Raw genomic sequence first — 17918 nt, forward strand, 5'->3', positions numbered from 1 at the left:
AAGGGCATATGAGCGACGACGCCGCAGAGGCCAGGATCACGCTGTCGCAGATAGGCGACGCCTTGCTCGCCTGCGTGCAGGCGGAGCTGCGGCCGGCTTTGGTGCGGCAGATGCAGAGCCGGCTGCTGGAGCGCATCAGCGGCAAGGCGGTGCGCAGGGTGATGCTGGACGTGTCCGAGGTGCGCTTCCTGGACCTGGAGTCCTACCAGGCGCTGGTGGACATGAAGCGCACCATCTCGCTGATGGGGGCGTCCACGGTGCTGGTGGGGCTGCGGCCGGGCGTGATCCAGGGCCTGTCCCAGGTCGGGGCCGATCTGGGCGCCTTCCGCGGGGCGATCTCGCTGGAACAGGCGCTGGCGATGAAGCAATGAGCGCGGACAGCATGTCGCCGCTGCGTCCGGCGCGCAGCCTGGGCGGCGGGGATGCGCTGGATATCCGCAGCGAGGGCGACGTCCGGCTGCTGGTGTACCGCGTGCGCGCGCTGGCGGCGGGGATGGGATTTTCCGAAGTCGATTGCACCCAGCTGGCGACGGCGGCGTCGGAACTGGCGATGAACATGCTCAAGTACGCCGGCGGCGGCCGGATGCGCTGGCAGGGGGTGGCCGCCGGCGGGGCCTCCGGCATGGAAATCCAGGCGCGGGACCGCGGCCCCGGCATCGCCGACCTGGAGCTGGCGATGCGGGAGCACTTCAGCAGCAAGGGCACGCTGGGCCTGGGGCTGCCCGGCACACGCAGGCTGATGGACGAGTTCTGGATAGACAGCGCTCCCGGCGCCGGCACCCAGGTGTGCGTGCGCAAATGGCGCTGACGCCGTTTGCGCCGCCGCCAGGCCTGGGCGAGCTGGCCCTGGTGTCGCGGCCCTGCTTCGGAGAGACGGTATGCGGCGACGGCATGGTGGCGCGGGCCGAGACCGACGGCGGCGTGACGCTGGCGATATTGGACGCCTTGGGCCACGGCGCGCAAGCGCACGTGCTGGCGCGGGAGATGGAGGCGTGGCTGGAGCGGGAGCCGCCGCAGCCGCCGGCGGAGCGGCTGGCGCGCCTGCACCGGCGCTTCCAGGGCAGTCTGGGCGCGGCCGTTTGCCTGGCCACGGTGCAGCCATCCGGCCTGCTGGCTTGCGCCAGCGTCGGCAATGCCTTGCTGAGGGTGCTGCAGCCGGAGTTGAGCTTGATCGCCGGCCAGCCCGGCACCGTGGGGCAGGCGCTGCCGCGGCTGAGGGAGCGGCGCTTGCAGCTGCGGGCCGGAGCCTTGCTGTTGTTGACCACCGACGGCGTGCCTGAGCATCTGCCCGCCGATGCGTTGGAGGCGTTGGCCGGCTTGCCCGCCGGCAGGATGGGGAGTCAGTTGATGAGCAATCACGCCAAGTGGCACGACGACGCCGCTTGCATAGTCGCGAGATGGAACCCATGAGCGAACAGTTGAACCTCTCCCTGCTGGGGGAGGACAGCCTGTACCGCGCCAGGAGCAAGATGCTCAAGCTGATGGAGCTGTCCTGGCTGGGCGGCGGCTCGCTCGAACGCCACGCGGTGACGCTGTTCAGCCTGCTGCGCCAGCTGCAGGCGCGGGGTTTCGCCGACTGCGTGCTGGAGGTGGAGTGGGACACCCTGTACCTGTGCCTCGACACGCCCTACTGCACCGGCCTTGAGCTCTGCGACCCGCGCTGGCGGCTGGAGCGGCGCGGCAAGCGCTGCTGCGTGGCGATAGACGCGCCCGGCATGGGGGAGACCGATCCGGAGGTGATACGCGGCATCCTGGACGAGAAGAGCCGCGAGGAGCTGCTGGCCGAGGTGGTGGCCAGCAACGCCGCGCTGTCGCGCTACCAGGCGGGGCTGGAGGCCGAGATCGTGCGCCGCACCGAGGCCTTGCGGCAGAGCGAGAAACTGTCCCAGTCCATCATCGCCGGCGCGCCGGTGGGCGTGGTGGTGGTGGATGGCGCCGGCGCTATCAAGGACATCAACCGCACCGCGCTGGCGGTGTTCGGCGTGGAGGCCGGCGCCGGCTTGCCGGCCACGCTCGGCGGGCTGGCCAGGCTGGAAGGGGACGGGCCGCTGCCCGGCGCGCTGAGCCGGGGCCTGGCCGGGGCGGACCTGGCCGCGCTGTCCGGCGAATTCTGGGAGCTGCTGCTGAGGCGGGCGGACGGATCGGCGACCCAGGTCGAGGCAGGGCTGACGGTGGTGGACATGTCGGGCGAGCGCACCGGCACCCTGTTCATCCGCGACATCAGCAACCGCAAGCTGCAGGAGGGCAAGCTCAAGCAGGCGATGGAGGAGGCGGAGAGCGCCACCCGGGCCAAGAGCGACTTCCTCGCCAACATGAGCCACGAGATCCGCACGCCGATGAACGCCATCATCGGCCTTGCCCACCTGGCGCTGCGCACCGGCCTCGACCCCAAGCAGCGCGATTACCTGCAGAAGATACACAACTCCGGCAAGCACCTGCTGGGCATCATCAACGACATCCTGGACTTCTCCAAGATAGAGGCCGGCAAGCTGGACCTGGAGAACGCCGAATTCGACCTGGAGCGGGTGCTGGACAATCTGGCCGCGCTGCTGGGCGAGAAGGCGGAGGCCAAGGGGCTGGAGCTGATCTTCGACATCGGCCCCGGCCTGGACCGGTCGCTGATCGGCGATCCGCTGCGGCTGGGCCAGATCCTGATCAATTACGCCAACAACGCGGTCAAGTTCACCGAGCGCGGCGAGGTGACGGTCAGGGCGCGCTGCCGCGAGGAACGCGGCGACAGCCTGCTGCTGCATTTCGAGGTCAGCGACACCGGCATAGGCCTGAGCGCCGAGCAGAAGGCCAAGCTGTTCCAGTCCTTCCAGCAGGCCGACACCTCCACCTCGCGCAAATACGGCGGCACCGGCCTGGGCCTGGCCATCTCCCGGAAGCTGGCGGAGATGATGGGCGGCGAGGTCGGCGTGGACAGCGAGCCCGGCAAGGGCAGCACCTTCTGGTTCACCGCGCGGCTGGGCAAGGGCGAGCCGCACCCGGAGCGGCTGCCCGGTGTCGGCATGCGCAACCGCCGGGCGCTGGTGGTCGACGACAGCCGGGCCGCGCGCGAGATACTGGCCGAGCAGCTGCGCGGCATGACCTTCCGTGTCGACGAGGCCGAGGACGGCGAGCAGGCGCTGGAGCGGGTGGAGCAGGCCGAGCGCGACGGCGACCGCTACGAGGTGGTCTTCCTGGACTGGCGGATGCCGCGCATGGACGGCATCGAGGCGGCCAGGCGGCTGATGCGGCACGACGCGGCGCTGCGGCCGCACCGGGTGATGGTCACCGGCTACGGCCGCGAGGAAGTGTTCCGCCTGGCCGAGGACGCCGGCATCGAAATGACCCTGATCAAGCCGGTCAGCGCCTCGGTGCTGTTCGACTCGACCATGCGGCTGTTCGGCGGCGAGGCGGCCGCGGGGGCGCGCGCGGCGCCGGCGGCGGATGAGATCGACCTGTCGCCGCTGCGCGGCATGCGGGTGCTGCTGGCCGAAGACAATGAACTCAACCAGCAGGTGGCCACCGAGTTGCTGAGCGCCGCCGACATCGAGGTGACCGTCGCCAGCAACGGGGAAGAGGCGCTGAGCCTGGCCGAAGCCCAGCCTTTCGACCTGGCGCTGATGGACATGCAGATGCCGGTGATGGACGGGCTGGAGGCGACGCGCCGCCTGCGGCGGCTGGCATCGTGGGGGAAGCGGCCCATCCTGGCGATGACCGCCAACGCGATGAGCGGCGACCGCGAGCGCTGCCTGGAGGCCGGCATGAACGATCACGTCACCAAGCCCATCGACCCGGACAAGCTGTTCGCCGCGCTGAAGCGCTGGGACCCGCGCGCCGGGCGGGCCGATGCCGCCGAGCCGGCGGCGAGCGCCGCGCGCGAGCGGCCGGACCAGGAAGACTCCGACGATCCGCTGCGGCGGATTCCCGGACTCGACGTCGGCGGCGCGCTCAGGCGAATGATGGGCAGGCGGCCCTTGTACGAAGGCCTGCTGCGCCGCTTCGTCGCCGACCAGGCCGACGCGTTCGGGCAGGTGAGGCTGGCGCTGGCGCGCGATGACCGCGACGCCGCCGTGCGCGGCGCCCACACGCTCAGAGGTTTGGCCGGCACCGTAGGCGCCGACCATCTGCAGCAATTGTCGGGCCGGCTGGAGGCGGCGCTGCAGGCGGGGCTGCAGCTATCGGGGCTGGACGCGGAGATGGCGGAGGCGCAGGCGGAGCTGGGCCGCCTGATCGGCGCGCTGGGCGCGGCGCTGCCGGAGTCGGCCCCGCCCGCCGCCGACGGCGAGGCGGACCCGGCGGTGCTGGACCGGCTGGAGGCCTTGCTGGCGGAGGACGACGCCGACGCGGTGGAGGTGTACGGCGCCGAATCGGGCAGGGTGAGGCCGGCGCTGGGCGAGGCCGCCGCCGCCTTCGAGCAGGCCTTGCGGCAATACCGTTTCGACGACGCGCTGGCCCGGCTGCGCGAGGCGCGCGCCGGCATGCGGGAGGGCGGACATGGACAATCAGTCTGACACTCGGCCCACCATCCTGGTCGTGGACGACACGCCGGACAACCTGGCGCTGATCAACGATCTGCTGCACCGCGACTACCGCGTCAAGGTGGCGACCGGCGGCGCGAAGGCGCTGCGCATCGTCGCCGCCGGCGAGCCCGACCTGATCCTGCTGGACGTGCTGATGCCGGACATGGACGGCTACGAGGTGTTGCGCCGCCTGCGCGCGAGCCGGGCGGACTTCGACGTGCCGGTGATCTTCCTGACAGCGATGCAGGAGGCGGAGGAGGAAACCGCCGGCCTGCAGCTGGGCGCCGCCGACTACATCCACAAGCCCATCAATCCCGGCATCCTGATGGCCAGGGTGCGCAACCAGCTGGACGTCAAGGCCGCGCGCGATATCCTGAAGAACCAGAACGACTACCTGGAGGAAGAGGTCAGGCGACGCACCCGGGAGACCGAGACCGTGCAGAACGTGGCGATCTGGGCGCTGGCCTCGCTGGCGGAAACCCGCGACAACGAAACCGGCAACCACATCAAGCGCACCCAATCCTACGTCAAGCTGCTGGCCGAGCAGTTGAGCGGCCACCCGCGCTTCGACCAGTATCTGACCGAGCGCAACATCGACATGATTTGCAAGTCGGCGCCGCTGCACGACATCGGCAAGGTCGGCATCCCCGACCACATCCTGCTCAAGGCCGGCAAGCTGACCGACGACGAATTCGCCATCATGAAACAGCACGCCGCGCTGGGCCGGGACGCCATCGTCGCCGCCGAGCGCCAGCTGGGCCTGGAAGTGGCGTTCCTGAAATTCGCCAAGGAGATCGCATGTTCGCACCACGAGAAATGGGACGGCAGCGGCTATCCCTTCGGTTTGAAGGGGGACGAGATTCCGGTGGCCGGCAGGCTGATGGCGCTGGCCGACGTCTACGACGCGCTGATCAACCGGCGCATCTACAAGCCGCCGATGCCGCATGCCCAGGCGAAGGACGTCATCGTCGCCGGCCGGGGCACGCACTTCGACCCGGACGTGGTCGACGCCTTCCTGGCGGTGGAGCAGGCCTTTGTCGAAGTCGCCCTGGCCTATGCCGACGCGGAGGAGCATGCCGGTCAGCATTGAGATCCGCTCCGGGCAAGGTTTGGCCTGGCTCAAGCCGGCTTGGAGCATGGCTTGCTAAGCTGTTTCCATCCAATAACATCGAACGGTAGCCCGTCATGACCACATTGCCCACCCGCACCACCGCCGATCCCTACTACCAGGACGTTCCCGCCTACATGACCGAGGTCTACGACTGGGCCTACGTCAATCCGCGCAAGGCCAGGCTGCTGGACCACAAGCTGGTGGTGCGCACGCTGCTGTTCGGCAACGACCAGCGGCTTATGCGGGCCTATCTGAACGAGATCCGCGACGGGGACAGGGTGTGGCAGGTGGCCCACGTCTACGGCGACCTGGTGCAGCGGGCCGCGGCGCGGGTCGGCGAGAGCGGCAGCTTCACGCTGACCGACGTCACGCCCATCCAGGTGGAGCTGGCCGAGGGCAAGCTGGCCGGTACGCCGCAGGCCGCCGTGGTGCGCGCCGACGCGGCGCGCTTCCAGGCCGAGCGGCAGCCGGATCTGGCATGCAGCTTCTTCCTGCTGCACGAGGTGCCGGAAGACATGAAGTCCGCCATCGTCGACAACATGCTGGCCCAGGTGGCGCCGGGCGGCCGGGCGATGTTCGTCGACTACCACTGTCCCCGCCCCTGGCAGCCGATAGGCTGGCTGCTCAAATGGGTGAACCGCGTGCTGGAGCCGTTCGCCGAAGCGCTGTGGAACAAGGAAATCTCCGCCTACGCGCGCGACGCGGCCCGGTTCGACTGGAGCAAGCGCACCGTGTTCGGCGGCGTGTACCAGATCGTGACCGCCCGCCGCCGGGATTGAGGGCCGCCGGTCAAGCCCTTCCAGCGCGGGGCAGGGTAAGGCAAGGAGGCGCAAGGCAGGGTAGGCGGTTTTCTCGCTTGTACGTCGCGTTACATGGGCTTACAAGGCGCTAACAGACGGCTAGGGGGGGCGGGACTAGGATACGTCTCAAGGAAACACCAAACACGGTGCCTTGCGGAGGTGGAAGCTTCCGTTACCGACCTGGAGATGAAATCATGAAAAAGCTGACCCTTCTTGCCCTGTCCGCCGTATTCGGCCTGAGCTCCGCCGCAGGTTTCGCCGCACAGGTCGCCCCGGCTTCCGCTCCCGCCGCCAAGGCTGCTCCGGCCGCCAAGAAGGCCGAGAAAAAGACCCCGGCCAAGATCCACCACGCCAAGAAAGGCGAAAAGGTAGCCGCTTCCGCTCCGCAGAAGGCCCAGGCCGCCAAGGCTGAAGCCTCCGCCCCGGCTAAGAAGGCCGCCCACAAGCACGCCAAGAAGCATGCGGCCAAGAAGGCTGAAGCCTCCGCCCAGAAGGCGCAGGCCGCCAAGTCCGACGCTTCGGCGCCGGCCAAGAAGGCTCACAAGTCCCACGCCAAGAAGCACGTTGTGAAGAAGGAAGCCTCCGCGCAGAAGGCTCAGGCCGCCAAGTCCGACGCTTCGGCGCCGGCGAAGAAGGCCGCTCACAAGCATGCCAAGAAGCACGCCGCCAAGAAGGAAGCTTCCGCGCAGAAGGCTCAGGCCGCCAAGTCCGACGCCTCGGCTCCGGCCAAGAAGGCTCACAAGCACCACGCCAAGAAGGCCCACAAGGCAGCCGCTTCGGCAGCCAAGTAATCCAGCAGACTGCCAGTCTGGCTCGCATAAAAACTGGGGAGGCTTCGGCCTCCCTTTTGTTTTGCCTGCCGGTTTCGGCGAACGGCGGAGCACGCGGCGGCCGGCTTGCGCCCCGATCCGGCGGCGCGCATAAAAAAACGCCCCGCGGGCCAAAGCCTGCGGGGCGTTTCGCATCTGCGCCGGGCAGATGGGCGGATGGCCTTACTTCTCGACGAAGGCGCGCTCGATCGCGTAGTCGGCCGGCTCGCCCATCCGCGGCGATTCCTTGAAACCCATGCCGTTCAGGATCTCGCACAGGTCGTGCAGCATGCTCGGGCTGCCGCAGATCAGCACGCGGTCGTGTTCCGGATTCAACTGCGGCAGGCCGATGTCGGCGCACAGCTTGCCGCTGGTGATCAGGTCGGTCAGGCGGCCCTGGTTGCGGAACGGCTCGCGGGTGACGGTCGGGTAGTAGATCAGCTTCTCGCTCACCATTTCGCCGAAGAATTCGTTTTCCGGCAGTTCCTTGGTGATGTAGTCGTGGTAACCCAGCTCGCTGACCCAACGCACGCCGTGGGTGAGGATCACCTTGTCGTAGCGCTCGTACACGTCCGGATCCTTGATGATGGACATGAACGGGGCGAGGCCGGTGCCGGTGGACAGCAGGTACAGGTTCTTGCCCGGAAGCAGGTTGTCCTGCACCAGGGTGCCGGTGGGCTTCTTGCTGATCATGACGGTGTCGCCGACCTGCAGATGCTGCAGGCGCGAGGTCAGGGGGCCATCCTGCACCTTGATGCTGTAGAACTCCATGTGCTCTTCGTAATTGGAGCTGACGATGGAGTAGGCGCGCATCAGCGGCTTGCCGTTCACCTCCAGGCCTATCATCACGAATTGGCCGTTGATGAAACGCAAGCCCGCGTCGCGGGTGCAGGTGAAGCTGAACAGCGTGTCGTTCCAGTGATGGACGGACAGGACCTTTTCAGCGGTCAGATTAGGAGAGGACATAAGCTCGTGCGACTCACAAAATTTAAAGATCGGACAATATTGTGCTGCAAGGATTCTAACCCGTTTGCCGGCCCCCTGCTTGTTCGTGCGGCTTCGGGTGTTGTATGGCGGCATGTCTGCCTGTGCTTGGGACGGCGGCGCGCCCGGCATGCGCCGGAACGGACGCGATCGTGAATGGCGCCTGGCGGATTGTCCAGGCCGTGGCGCGCGGTTGAGGAATGGTAACCGACAGTGCATAGCATGCGGAAGATTGTTTGCTGATTTTTTTATCGTTTTCCGTTATTTGGGCTGGGTAGAACAGTCTGCGCTTGATATTAAGCAAGAGGGCGTCCCGCAGCGGGGACGCCCTCCGTATGAATGAAAGGGGACTTTACATCGCGGCCGCGCCGCCTGAAGCACGCATGGCGCGGACCTGTCTGCGACCGGCGCGCGTATCAAGCTGCACGCCACCCTGAAGCAGAGCGCTGCGGATGCATCGCGCTTGGCCGGCGCGCCATTTTGCGCCGCGACGGGCGCCTGGACGGAAATATGTTTCCGGATGATGCGGTACTGCCCGCGCGCCAGGCCGTCAGTTGCGATGGGGGCGGGCTTGCCGGCGGCCGCGGAGAGATGCATCCGTCCTGGATGCTGCTTTGGGCATTGCAGACACCTCCGGTGCCGACCGACTGTCCTATCGCGGGCGCGGTCGCAATGCCGATTCGTGCGCGGGTCGCCGCACAGGCTCGCCGAAAACATCCGAGCGTATGTGCTTCAACGTTTTCAATATAGAGCTTACAGCTGATGAAGCAAGGCGCGTTTAATCGGCGATGGGGCTGAGCCCCGCGGAGGCGGGGGCGTTGGGGCGCAGGTGGGATTCGAACTGGCGGCTGGCGGCCTGCCAGGAGTAGCCCTCGGCCACCCTGCGCACGTGGGCGCGGTCCAGCTCCAGCGCTTTCAGGCAGGCCGCGCGCAAATCCCAGTCCAGCACGCCGGCGCCGGAGTCGCCCACCACGTCCAGCGGGCCGGCCACCGGGAAGGCGGCCACCGGCGAACCGCAGGCCATCGCCTCCAGCAGCACCAGGCCGAAGGTATCGGTCAGGCTGGGGAAGACGAACACGTCGGCGGCGCGGTAGAAACGGGCCAGCTCGTGCTGGGGGAACACGCCGGCGAAGTACACCTCCGGGTATTGCTGTTTCAAGCGCGGCAGCAGCGGCCCATCGCCGACCACCCATTTGCTGCCGGGCAAGTCCAGTTTCAGGAAGGCCTCGATGTTCTTCTCCACCGCCACCCTGCCGATGTAGACGAAGCGCGGCGGAGCGGATTCGTCCAGCCGCTGGCGTTCGCCGGGGCTGAACATCGCGGTGTCCACGCCTCGGCTCCACAGCTTGACGTTGCCGAAGCCGCGCGCTTCCAGGTCGTTGGCGATGGAGCGGGTGGGCACCATCACCGCCTGCGACGCGTTGTGGAAGCGCCGCATCCAGGCGTAGCTGGCGGAGAGCGGCAGCCGGCAGCGGGCGTGGATGTATTCCGGGAAGCGGGTATGGTAGGCGCTGGTGAAGGCCAGCCCTTCGCGCAGGCAGAAGCGGCGCGCCGCCAGGCCCAGCGGGCCTTCTGTGGCGATATGGATCGCGTCCGGCGCGAAGCCGGCGATGCGTTGCGCCACCTGGCGGTAGGGCAGCAGCGACAGCCGGATGTCCGGATAGGTGGGGCAGGGGATGGTGCGGAATTCCAGCGGCGTGATCATGTTGACCTGGTGGCCGAAGCCGTCCAGTTCGCGGACGGTTTCGGTCAGCGAGCGGACCACGCCGTTGACCTGGGGTTTCCAGGCGTCGGTGACGATCATGATGCGCATGTGGACTCCTCCGAAGGGATGGGCTCGGGCGATTCAGCGATGGGAACGGCAACGCTCAGCGCCGTCCAGTGCAGCACTTCCAGCCGTCCGTCCGGGTGCTCCACCAGCGCCGACAGGCTTTCCACCCAGTCGCCGCTGTTGCCGTACAGGATGCCGTCTATCATCCGCACTTCCGGTTTGTGGATGTGGCCGCAGACCACGCCGTCGAAACCGCGCCGACGCGCCTCGCCGGCGAGTATGGCTTCGAACTGGCTGATGAAGTTGACCGCGTTTTTCACCTTGTGCTTCAGGTATTGCGACAGCGACCAGTAGGGCAGGCCCAGCCGGTGCCGCACCCAGTTGAAGCCGCGGTTCAGCTCCAGGATCATCGTGTACAGATTGTCGCCGACGTAGGCCAGCCACTTCGCGTACTGGATCACGCCGTCGAACTCGTCGCCGTGCAGCACCAAGAGGCGCTTGCCGTCGGCGGTGAAGTGCTCGGCCTCGTGGCGGATGGCGACGCCGCCGAAGTCCAGCCCGCAGTACTGGCGCGCCGCCTCGTCGTGGTTGCCGGGGATGTAGATCACCTGGCAGCCCTTGCGCGCCTTGCGCAGCAGCTTCTGCACCACGTCGTTGTGGCTCTGTTTCCAGTACCAGGACTTCTTCAGCTGCCAGCCGTCGACGATGTCGCCGACCAGGTACAGGTATTCGGAGTCGTGCTCGCGCAGGAAGTCGAGCAGGTGTTCGGCGCGGCAGCCTGCGGTGCCGAGATGGACGTCGGAAATCCAGATGCTGCGCAGTCGGCGGGAGGCGTCGGAAGCGGTATCTGGCTGCATGGCGGATCCGTGGGCCGGGATGACGCCACCATGCTGCAATGCGGACGTGACAGGGAAATGAGGTTTTGTTGACGGGAAGGTGAATAGTCCTATGCCGTTCAATGACAGCATGGGCGGACAGCCGGCGCTTAAGCATGGTTTAAGCTGTCTGTGGGATAAGGGACTCTGAGCGAGTGGGAGAAACGAATGCGGATACTGGTGGTGGAGGACGACGCGCAGATCGGCGACGGCCTCAAGATGGGCCTGCAACAACTGGGTTTCGCGGTGGACTGGCTGCGCGATGGCCGGCAAGCGCTGGCCGCGCTGCCGGCCGCGCCTTACGACGCCGTGGTGCTGGACCTGGGCCTGCCCGGCATGGACGGCATGGACATCCTCGCCGCCTGGCGCCGCGCCGGGCGCGACGAGCCGGTGCTGGTGCTGACCGCGCGCGACGCGCTGGCCGACCGCGTCGGCGGCCTGGACGCCGGCGCCGACGACTACCTGGCCAAGCCCTTCGCCTTGTCCGAGGTGGCGGCGCGGCTGCGCGCGCTGACCCGCCGCCGCCACGGCCAATGCGGCCCCTTGCTCAGCCACGGCCGGCTCAGCCTGGACCCGGTGGCGCGGACGGCGACGCTGGACGGCGCGCTGCTGGAGCTGACCGCGCGCGAGCTGGCGCTGCTGGAGCTGCTGCTCAGCAGCAAGGGCCGGGTGTTGTCGCGCGAGCTGATAGAGGAAAAACTGTACGGCTGGGGACAGGAGTTGGGGAGCAACGCGCTGGAAGTGCATGTCCACCATTTGCGCAAGAAGCTGGGCGCAGGCTTCATCCGCACGCTGCGGGGCATAGGCTACACGCTGGGAGAGCCGGCGTGAGGCAGCCGCGCAGCCTGCAGGCCCGGCTGATGCTGGTGTTGCTGCTGATCGTGCCCGCCACCTGGCTGGCGGCGTCGGCGGCCGCGGTGTGGCTGGCTCAGCGCGAGGTGGACGAGCTGTTCGACACCCAGATGGCGCAGTTCGCCCGCCAGCTGCTGGCGATAGACGTGCACGGCATGCAGCCGGACGATCCGCCCAAGCTCAAGCACCTGCTGGCCGGCGCCGACAAGGGGCGGATGGACAACGACGACATGGGGCTGGCGATCTGGGACGCGCAGGGGCGGCAGGTGCTGTGCGACGGCCGCGGCCGCCGTTTCGATTACGAGCCGGCGCGGCGCGGCTTCCAGAATTTCGCCGGCCGCGACCATCACCACGACTGGCGGCTGCTCTACCTGCCGGCCCCCGACGGTTCGCGGATGGTGGCGGTTGGGCAGAAGCTGGGGCTGCGGCAGGAGATGGTGTGGAGCGTGGTCCAGGCCCAGCTGCTGCCCTGGCTGATCGGCCTGCCGCTGATGCTGGCGGCCATCCTGATGGCGCTGCGCCGGGAGCTGGCGCCGTTCCGCCGCCTGGCCGACGCGATCGCCGCGCGCGCGCCGGACGACAACAGCCCGGTGCCGGCCGAGGTGCCGCAGGAGGTATTGCCGCTGGTGCGGGCGCTGAACGCGCTGTTCGTCCGCATCGGGCAGATGCTGGAGCACGAACGGCGCTTCACCGCCGACGCCGCCCACGAGCTGCGCACGCCGCTGGCGGCGCTGCGGGTGCAGGCCGAGGTGCTGGCGCTGACGCCGGACGAAGGCGGCCGCCGCCACGCGCTGTCGCAGCTGCAGCTGGGCATAGCGCGCGCCGGCCGCCTGGTCGAGCAGCTGCTGGCGCTGTCGCGGCTGGATCCTTTGCAAGACCCGGGGCAGCGCGAGCCGGTGGACTGGGGACGGCTGGCCGAGGGCCTGATGGCTGAGCTGGCGGCCGCGGCCGACGGCGTGGAATGGCGGCTGGACTGGCGCTGCGCGCCGGAGAAGGCGCTGCCGCTGGCCGGCGACGCCACCCTGCTCGGACTGATGCTGCGCAATCTGCTGGAGAACGCCTGCCGCTACGGCCCGGCCGACGGCGCGGTGGAACTGAGGCTGGAGGAGGACGCGGTCAGCGTGCTGGACCGCGGGCCGGGCATCGCGCCGGAATGGCTGGAGCGGGTGCGCGAGCGCTTCTTCCGCCCGCCGGGCCAGGAGCAGCCGGGCAGCGGCCTGGGCCTGTCCATCGTCGAGCGCATCGCCGAGCTGCATGGCCTGCGGCTGACGCTGCGCAATCGGCCGGACGGCGGTCTGGAGGCCAGGCTGGCGCGGCGCTGACTGCGACAATCCGCCGCAGGCCGGGCGCGCCGCGCCGAGGTATGCGGTGAAGGTCGGGCGCGACAGGCGTCCGGTAGACAAAGGTTGCAAGCCCGCCATGACCCGGCGGGCTTTTTTTATCGGCGCGTCAAGGGAATAGGGCGCGCGCTCAGCCGCGGGCTTGCGGCTTGTCGCGCCGGCGGTAGGCCGCCGGCGCCATGTCGCGCACCTCGCAGCTGATGGACTGCACGCCCGGCAGCCGCTCGCAGACCGCGCCGACCAGACGTTCCGCCAGCAGTCCCTTCTGATCGTCGCTGCGGCCGGCCAGGATGTGGCAGGTGATGTGGACGAAGTCCTGGTCGCGGCCGCCTACCAGGAAATCGTCGTAGGATTGAAGCCTGACCTTGATGTCGGCGCCCTGGAACAGGCCGCTGGCGTCGGTGGCCTCATGGACGGCATGCAGCAGGCGGTCGATATCCGGGTGGCCGGCGATTTCGGCCGAGCATTCGATCACGCAGTGGGGCATGGGGTTCTCGCTATTCTTGGTGTGGTTGGGCGGGCGCATTGAAGCGCATGCGCCAGAACAGCGCGTTGCACACGCCGCCGGCCATCGCGCCCAAATACAGGGTCATCCAGTCGTTGTACAGCAGGGGTTCGGCGACGCGGGCGTACAGCAGGGTGACCGCGCTGCCGCTGACCGCGCCGGGCGCGAAGGCGGCGACGGCGAGCAGCCAGGCCGGCCATTGCCGCTGCCAGCGCGCCACCGGGCCGGCCAGCGCGATGCGCAGCAGGCACAGCAGGAAGCCGAAGACCAGCGCCGGCACCGCGCCCATCAGATAGGCCATCATCGGCACCACGCCGCTGGCCAGCAGCGCCACCAGCGGCCCCAGCAGGATGAACAGCGTCAGGCCGCAGGCCAGGATCTTGAAATAGGGAATCTTCATGCCGCCGCCATCGTGAAAAAGGCTTCCAGCCTAGCAGACTGGAAGCCCCGAGACGAGAGGACGGACGGATATTTACAGCTCGAGCTGCAGCTTGGTCCACAGCGTGCGGCCGGGCTCGTTGACGCGGGTGGTCCGGGTGTAGCCGGCCACCATGGCGCCGCCCTTGCTGACGCTTTCCGCGTACGCGCGGTTGAACACATTGTCGACGCCGGCCAGCAGCTTGAAGCGCTTGCTGATCTTCCAGCCCGCGTCCAGCGATAGCGTGGCGAAACCGGGCGCGACGCCGATGTCCTGGCCCACGATATTGCCCTGGCCGGGCGCGACGCGGTCCTGGCGCTGCACCGCGCGCAAGGCGGCGCCGGCGCCGTAGCGGCCATCGTCCCACTTGAGGGCCAGCTTGCCTTCCAGCGGCGGCGTCTGCGCCAGCGGCCGGCCGTCGTCCAGATTGGCCGCCCAGACCCAGGCCACGCTGCCGGACAGCGTCCATTGCGGCGCGAAGCGCCAGCGCGCCTCGCTCTCCAGACCGTAGCGGCGGGCGTCGACGTTGCGCGCCATCTGCGGGCTATTGTTGTCGACCAGGATGAAGCCGCCGACGCGGCTCAGGTAGGCGGACAGCGAGCCTTGCAGCTTGTCGTCCTGGTACAGCAGGCCGGCGTCCAGCTGCAGATTGCCTTCCTTGCCGAGGCCATCGTTGCGGTTCAGTTCCCAGTAGTCGGGCGCGCGCTGCGCCTGGCCCAGGCCGACGTAATGTGTCCAGCCGCCGGTCTTGAGCTCGTAGCGGACGAAGCCGGAGTCCATGTGATAGCGGTTTTCGCCGCGGATGCCGCCATTGGATGCGGCCTCCAGCACCGCCAGGGTGGCATCGCGGCGCAGGCCGGCGATCAGCCTGCCCTGCGCGCCCAGCGGTGTGGACGCTTCGGCGTACAGGCCCTGGTTGTCGAAGCTGATGTCCGGCAGGCGCGGCTGCTGCAGGTAGTCGACGCCGCCCCGGCTGCTGTGGCGGTCGCGCAGCCAGTCCAAGCCGGCGGTGATTTCCCAGTCGCCGAAGGCCAGGTCGGCGCTCAGCCGGCCGGTGTCGGCCTCGCGATCGGGATTGCCCAGCATCTTCATCGCCGGCGCTGGACGCAGCGAGAAGTTGTCCATCACGTGGTCGACATAGCTGTGGTTCAGCTGCAGGCGCAGCGCGTCCAGCCAGCCGGCGAGCCGGCGCTGCTCCAGCTTGACGCCCCAGGCGTCGCGGTCGAACCGGCTGCCGTCCATCCTGCGGTCGGCGTAGGCGGCCTGGCCGCGGCTGCGGTCGGCGGACACTTCCAGCGTGGTGTCGCGGCCCGGCGTCAGGCCGACGATGGCGGTCTGGCTGTCGCGTTCGAAGGCGGAGTGCACCGGGCGGCCGTCGCCGTCGCGGTAGTCGCCGCCGTGGTTGCGGCTGGCCAGGATGCGCGCGTAGCCGTATTGAGAGCCGGCGGCGAAGTCGGCGTAGGCGTCGTTGCGGTCGCCGCTGCCGCCCAGCAGGCTGCCGTTGAAGCGGACGCCGGGCTGGTCGAAGCGCGGCGTCTTGCGTTCGAAGTTGACGCCGCCGGCCACCAGGCCGGGGCCCAGCTTGACGCTCTGCGGACCCTTGACCACGTCCACCACGTCGTAGGCGTCGGGGAACAGGTAGGCGGTGGGCGGGTCCATGCGGCCGCCGCAGCCGCCGAAGACGAAGCCGCCGTCGGCCAGGATGGCCAGACGCGAGCCGCCCAGGCCGCGCAGCAGCGGATCGCCGGAGCTGCCGCCCTTGCGGGCGACGTTGAAGCCGGGAATGTTCTTCAGCAGCGCGGCGCCGTCGGCGGCCGGCGCCGGCTGGCGCGGCGCGCGCGGGTCCAGCGACAGTTGCAGCGGCTGGTCGAGGCGGGTGGCGGTCACCAGCACTTCTTCGCCGACGAAGGCGGGCGGTTCCGCCGCGCAGGCGTGGGCGACGGCCAGCGCGAGCGGCAGGGGGAGCAGATAGCGGATTGTCATCACGGAACAGGTTTGTGTTGGAATTATTGCCCGGGATGGTAGTGGAAGCCGCCCTGGCCACCAATGCGGCAAAGTGTCGCAGCCGCCGCGCCGCCGGCTTGATGGTAAAGTTCAGGCCATGAATAGGAATGCAATGTTCGCGCCGGCGCTGGCCGCCGACGCCTCGCAGGCCGGCGCGCGGGTGCGGCGGCTGCGCTGGCTGATGCTGTGGCTGGCCATGGCGGCGCTGGCCGGCTGCGCGCTGGAGCGGGTGGCGCTGCCCTGGCTGCTGGTCGGCCAGGCTTTGGCCACGCTGGCGGCGGTCAATCTGCTGCTGCCGCGTTTGCCGGCCTGGGGGCTGCCGGCCAAGCAGGCGCTGCGGCTGGGTCTGCTGGCCGACGTGCTGGTATTGACCGAGCTGCTGGCCTTCAGCGGCGGCGCTGCCAATCCGCTGGCTTCGCTGTACCTGCCGCCGGTGCTGTTCGCCGCCTTGCTGTCGCCGGGCTGGTTCGCCTGGCTGCTGGCCGCGCTCAGCGTGGCGGCCTACCGCCTGTTGTTCGAATGGCATATGGATTGGCCGCTGGACGGCGGCAACGCCGCCTACGCCTTCAATCTGCATCTGTCCGGCATGTGGATTTCCTTCGCGCTGTCGGCGTTGTTGATCGCCGGCTTCGTGTCCTGGCTGGCCCGCCAGCTGCGCCACCAGGGCGACGCGCTGGCGCAGGCGCGCGAGACCCAGCTGCGCGACGAGCAGCTGCTGGCGGTGGGCATGCAGGCGGCCGGGGCCGCCCATTCGCTGTCCACGCCGCTGAACACGCTGACCCTGCTGGTGGACGAACTGATCAGCGAGCGGGCCGGCGACGCCGCGCTGTCCCAGGACCTGCAACTGATGCGGGCGCAGCTGGCCAGCTGCCGCGCGACGCTGTCCCGGCTCAAGCACGGCTCCGAGCCCAGCGCCGGGCCGCAGCCCTTGTTCGCGTCGCTGGCCGAGCGGCTGGAAGGCTGGCGCAGCCTGCGGCCGGACGTGAGGCTGGAATGGCGGGCCCCGGACGGCGACGATCCGCGGGTGAGCCTGGATGCGGCGTTCTGGCCGGCGCTGTTCAACCTGATCAACAACGCGGCCGAGGCCGGCGGCGGCGAGGTGGCGGTGTCGGCCGGCCTGAGCGGCGGCCGGCTGCGGCTGGACATCGTCAACCGCCAGGGCTGCCTGAGCGAGGCGCAGCTGGCGCGGGCCGGACTGGCGCCGCTGGACTCGTCCAAGCCAGCCGGCCTGGGGCTGGGCATGCTGCTCAGCCACGCCACGCTGGCGCGGCTGGGCGGCACGCTGAGCCTGGACAACCGCGCCGAGGGCGGCGTCCACGCCCGCATCGAGCTGCCGCTGGAGGAGAGCAAGTGAGCGATTTCCTGCTGATAGACGACGACGAGGCCTTCGCCATGGTGCTGACGCGCTCGCTGGCGCGGCGCGGCCATGCGGTCGCCTGGGCGCGCGACGCCGCCGAGGCGCTGGCGCGGGCGGCCGAGCGGCCGGCGCGCATCCTGCTGGATTTGAACCTGGACGGCGACAGCGGCCTCCGGCTGCTGCCGGCGCTGCGTGCCGCCAGCCCGGACAGCGCGGTGGTGGTGCTGACCGGCTACGCCAGCATCGCCACCGCGGTGGAGGCCACCAAGCTGGGCGCGGTGCAATATCTGGCCAAGCCGGCCAGCGTCGACGAGATCCTGGCCGCCTTCGCGCAGCTGTCGGCCAACCCGGAGCTGCCGCTGGCGCCGCAGCCGATGTCGCTGCGCCGCGTCACCTGGGAGCATCTGCAGCGGGTGCTGGCCGAGCACGACGGCAACATCTCCGCCACCGCGCGCGCGCTCAATATGCACCGCCGCACCGTGCAGCGGATGCTGGCCAAGAAGCCGGTCAGGAGCTGAGTCAATCGCAATGACGAATATATAAATCATACAATGGCGGTCCATCAGAAAATGTGATTGGAGCGA

The 17918-nt window shown here is 69.0% G+C and carries 17 protein-coding genes; 11 read left to right on the forward strand and 6 right to left on the reverse strand.

Going from position 1 to position 17918, the window contains the following annotated elements; translation table 11 throughout:
• The first annotated feature begins 8 nt into the window (after nt 1-8).
• The 7 genes from CV_RS04285 (at nt 9) to CV_RS04315 (ending at nt 7210) form a co-directional block, all read left to right on the forward strand.
• Nucleotides 9-371: an STAS domain-containing protein gene (locus CV_RS04285; RefSeq protein ID WP_043595495.1), complete on the forward strand. Its 363-nt coding sequence runs from the start codon at nt 9-11 to the stop codon at nt 369-371.
• Nucleotides 368-808, forward strand: a complete 441-nt coding sequence (locus CV_RS04290; RefSeq protein WP_210542402.1) for an anti-sigma regulatory factor — start codon at nt 368-370, stop codon at nt 806-808. The genes CV_RS04285 and CV_RS04290 overlap by 4 nt, the downstream gene beginning before the upstream one ends.
• Nucleotides 787-1410: a SpoIIE family protein phosphatase gene (locus tag CV_RS04295; RefSeq protein WP_139791285.1), complete on the forward strand. Its 624-nt coding sequence runs from the start codon at nt 787-789 to the stop codon at nt 1408-1410. The genes CV_RS04290 and CV_RS04295 overlap by 22 nt, the downstream gene beginning before the upstream one ends.
• Nucleotides 1407-4499, forward strand: coding sequence for a response regulator (locus CV_RS04300; RefSeq protein WP_158303299.1), 3093 nt, complete (start codon nt 1407-1409; stop codon nt 4497-4499). Before CV_RS04295 ends, CV_RS04300 begins: the two co-directional genes overlap by 4 nt.
• On the forward strand, nt 4483-5598 hold the full coding sequence (locus CV_RS04305; protein ID WP_043595498.1) for a response regulator: 1116 nt from the start codon (nt 4483-4485) through the stop codon (nt 5596-5598). Before CV_RS04300 ends, CV_RS04305 begins: the two co-directional genes overlap by 17 nt.
• A gap of 95 nt (nt 5599-5693) precedes the next feature.
• The gene (rquA, locus tag CV_RS04310; protein ID WP_011134439.1) at nt 5694-6398 is read left to right on the forward strand and encodes a rhodoquinone biosynthesis methyltransferase RquA; all 705 of its coding nucleotides are present in this window, start codon (nt 5694-5696) and stop codon (nt 6396-6398) included.
• Nucleotides 6399-6613: 215 nt separating this feature from the next.
• A complete protein-coding gene (locus CV_RS04315; protein ID WP_011134440.1) occupies nt 6614-7210 on the forward strand; it encodes a hypothetical protein in 597 nt (198 codons plus the stop codon).
• A gap of 201 nt (nt 7211-7411) precedes the next feature.
• Here the strand turns inward: CV_RS04315 and CV_RS04320 are convergent, their stop codons facing one another.
• The 3 genes from CV_RS04320 to CV_RS04330 all read right to left on the reverse strand — a co-directional run bounded on the left by CV_RS04320 (nt 7412) and on the right by CV_RS04330 (nt 10840).
• Nucleotides 7412-8194 carry a ferredoxin--NADP reductase gene (locus CV_RS04320; protein ID WP_011134441.1) on the reverse strand — a complete coding sequence of 261 codons (783 nt, stop codon included), beginning with the start codon at nt 8192-8194 and terminating at the stop codon, nt 7412-7414.
• A gap of 796 nt (nt 8195-8990) precedes the next feature.
• Complete coding sequence (locus CV_RS04325; RefSeq protein WP_011134444.1) at nt 8991-10025, reverse strand: glycosyltransferase family 4 protein; 1035 nt, start codon at nt 10023-10025, stop codon at nt 8991-8993.
• Nucleotides 10013-10840 carry a UDP-2,3-diacylglucosamine diphosphatase gene (locus tag CV_RS04330; protein WP_043595500.1) on the reverse strand — a complete coding sequence of 276 codons (828 nt, stop codon included), beginning with the start codon at nt 10838-10840 and terminating at the stop codon, nt 10013-10015. The genes CV_RS04325 and CV_RS04330 overlap by 13 nt, the downstream gene beginning before the upstream one ends.
• Before the next feature lie 186 nt (nt 10841-11026).
• Between CV_RS04330 and CV_RS04335 the strand changes: the two genes are divergently transcribed.
• The gene (locus CV_RS04335) at nt 11027-11689 is read left to right on the forward strand and encodes a response regulator (RefSeq protein ID WP_011134446.1); all 663 of its coding nucleotides are present in this window, start codon (nt 11027-11029) and stop codon (nt 11687-11689) included.
• Complete coding sequence (locus CV_RS04340) at nt 11686-13032, forward strand: ATP-binding protein (RefSeq protein WP_011134447.1); 1347 nt, start codon at nt 11686-11688, stop codon at nt 13030-13032. The genes CV_RS04335 and CV_RS04340 overlap by 4 nt, the downstream gene beginning before the upstream one ends.
• A gap of 148 nt (nt 13033-13180) precedes the next feature.
• On the opposite strand, the gene CV_RS04345 is transcribed toward CV_RS04340, so the two are convergent.
• The 3 genes from CV_RS04345 to CV_RS04355 form a co-directional block, all read right to left on the reverse strand.
• Complete coding sequence (locus tag CV_RS04345; protein WP_011134448.1) at nt 13181-13537, reverse strand: 5-carboxymethyl-2-hydroxymuconate Delta-isomerase; 357 nt, start codon at nt 13535-13537, stop codon at nt 13181-13183.
• 10 nt (nt 13538-13547) lie between these two features.
• Nucleotides 13548-13955, reverse strand: a complete 408-nt coding sequence (locus tag CV_RS04350) for a hypothetical protein (RefSeq protein ID WP_011134449.1) — start codon at nt 13953-13955, stop codon at nt 13548-13550.
• A gap of 72 nt (nt 13956-14027) precedes the next feature.
• A complete protein-coding gene (locus CV_RS04355; protein WP_011134450.1) occupies nt 14028-15956 on the reverse strand; it encodes a TonB-dependent copper receptor in 1929 nt (642 codons plus the stop codon).
• A 118-nt stretch (nt 15957-16074) separates the two neighbouring features.
• Between CV_RS04355 and CV_RS04360 the strand changes: the two genes are divergently transcribed.
• Nucleotides 16075-17331, forward strand: coding sequence for an ATP-binding protein (locus CV_RS04360; RefSeq protein ID WP_043595502.1), 1257 nt, complete (start codon nt 16075-16077; stop codon nt 17329-17331).
• The gene (locus tag CV_RS04365) at nt 17328-17852 is read left to right on the forward strand and encodes a response regulator transcription factor (protein WP_011134452.1); all 525 of its coding nucleotides are present in this window, start codon (nt 17328-17330) and stop codon (nt 17850-17852) included. The genes CV_RS04360 and CV_RS04365 overlap by 4 nt, the downstream gene beginning before the upstream one ends.
• Nucleotides 17853-17918: the final 66 nt, after the last annotated feature.

Source organism: Chromobacterium violaceum ATCC 12472 (genome assembly GCF_000007705.1).
Classification (GTDB): Bacteria; Pseudomonadota; Gammaproteobacteria; order Burkholderiales; family Chromobacteriaceae; genus Chromobacterium; species Chromobacterium violaceum.

What these genes read in the sequence shown, in the direction of transcription:
- CV_RS04285 (WP_043595495.1), top strand. Translation starts at nt 9, where the DNA reads ATGAGCGACGACGCCGCAGAGGCCAGGATCACGCTGTCGCAGATAGGC.
- CV_RS04315 (WP_011134440.1), top strand. Translation starts at nt 6,614, where the DNA reads ATGAAAAAGCTGACCCTTCTTGCCCTGTCCGCCGTATTCGGCCTGAGC.
- CV_RS04360 (WP_043595502.1), top strand. Translation starts at nt 16,075, where the DNA reads ATGAATAGGAATGCAATGTTCGCGCCGGCGCTGGCCGCCGACGCCTCG.
- CV_RS04305 (WP_043595498.1), top strand. Translation starts at nt 4,483, where the DNA reads ATGGACAATCAGTCTGACACTCGGCCCACCATCCTGGTCGTGGACGAC.
- CV_RS04320 (WP_011134441.1), bottom strand. Translation starts at nt 8,194, where the DNA reads ATGTCCTCTCCTAATCTGACCGCTGAAAAGGTCCTGTCCGTCCATCAC.
- CV_RS04350 (WP_011134449.1), bottom strand. Translation starts at nt 13,955, where the DNA reads ATGAAGATTCCCTATTTCAAGATCCTGGCCTGCGGCCTGACGCTGTTC.
- CV_RS04330 (WP_043595500.1), bottom strand. Translation starts at nt 10,840, where the DNA reads ATGCAGCCAGATACCGCTTCCGACGCCTCCCGCCGACTGCGCAGCATC.
- CV_RS04300 (WP_158303299.1), top strand. Translation starts at nt 1,407, where the DNA reads ATGAGCGAACAGTTGAACCTCTCCCTGCTGGGGGAGGACAGCCTGTAC.
- CV_RS04355 (WP_011134450.1), bottom strand. Translation starts at nt 15,956, where the DNA reads ATGACAATCCGCTATCTGCTCCCCCTGCCGCTCGCGCTGGCCGTCGCC.
- CV_RS04335 (WP_011134446.1), top strand. Translation starts at nt 11,027, where the DNA reads ATGCGGATACTGGTGGTGGAGGACGACGCGCAGATCGGCGACGGCCTC.
- CV_RS04345 (WP_011134448.1), bottom strand. Translation starts at nt 13,537, where the DNA reads ATGCCCCACTGCGTGATCGAATGCTCGGCCGAAATCGCCGGCCACCCG.
- CV_RS04290 (WP_210542402.1), top strand. Translation starts at nt 368, where the DNA reads ATGAGCGCGGACAGCATGTCGCCGCTGCGTCCGGCGCGCAGCCTGGGC.
- CV_RS04325 (WP_011134444.1), bottom strand. Translation starts at nt 10,025, where the DNA reads ATGCGCATCATGATCGTCACCGACGCCTGGAAACCCCAGGTCAACGGC.
- rquA (WP_011134439.1), top strand. Translation starts at nt 5,694, where the DNA reads ATGACCACATTGCCCACCCGCACCACCGCCGATCCCTACTACCAGGAC.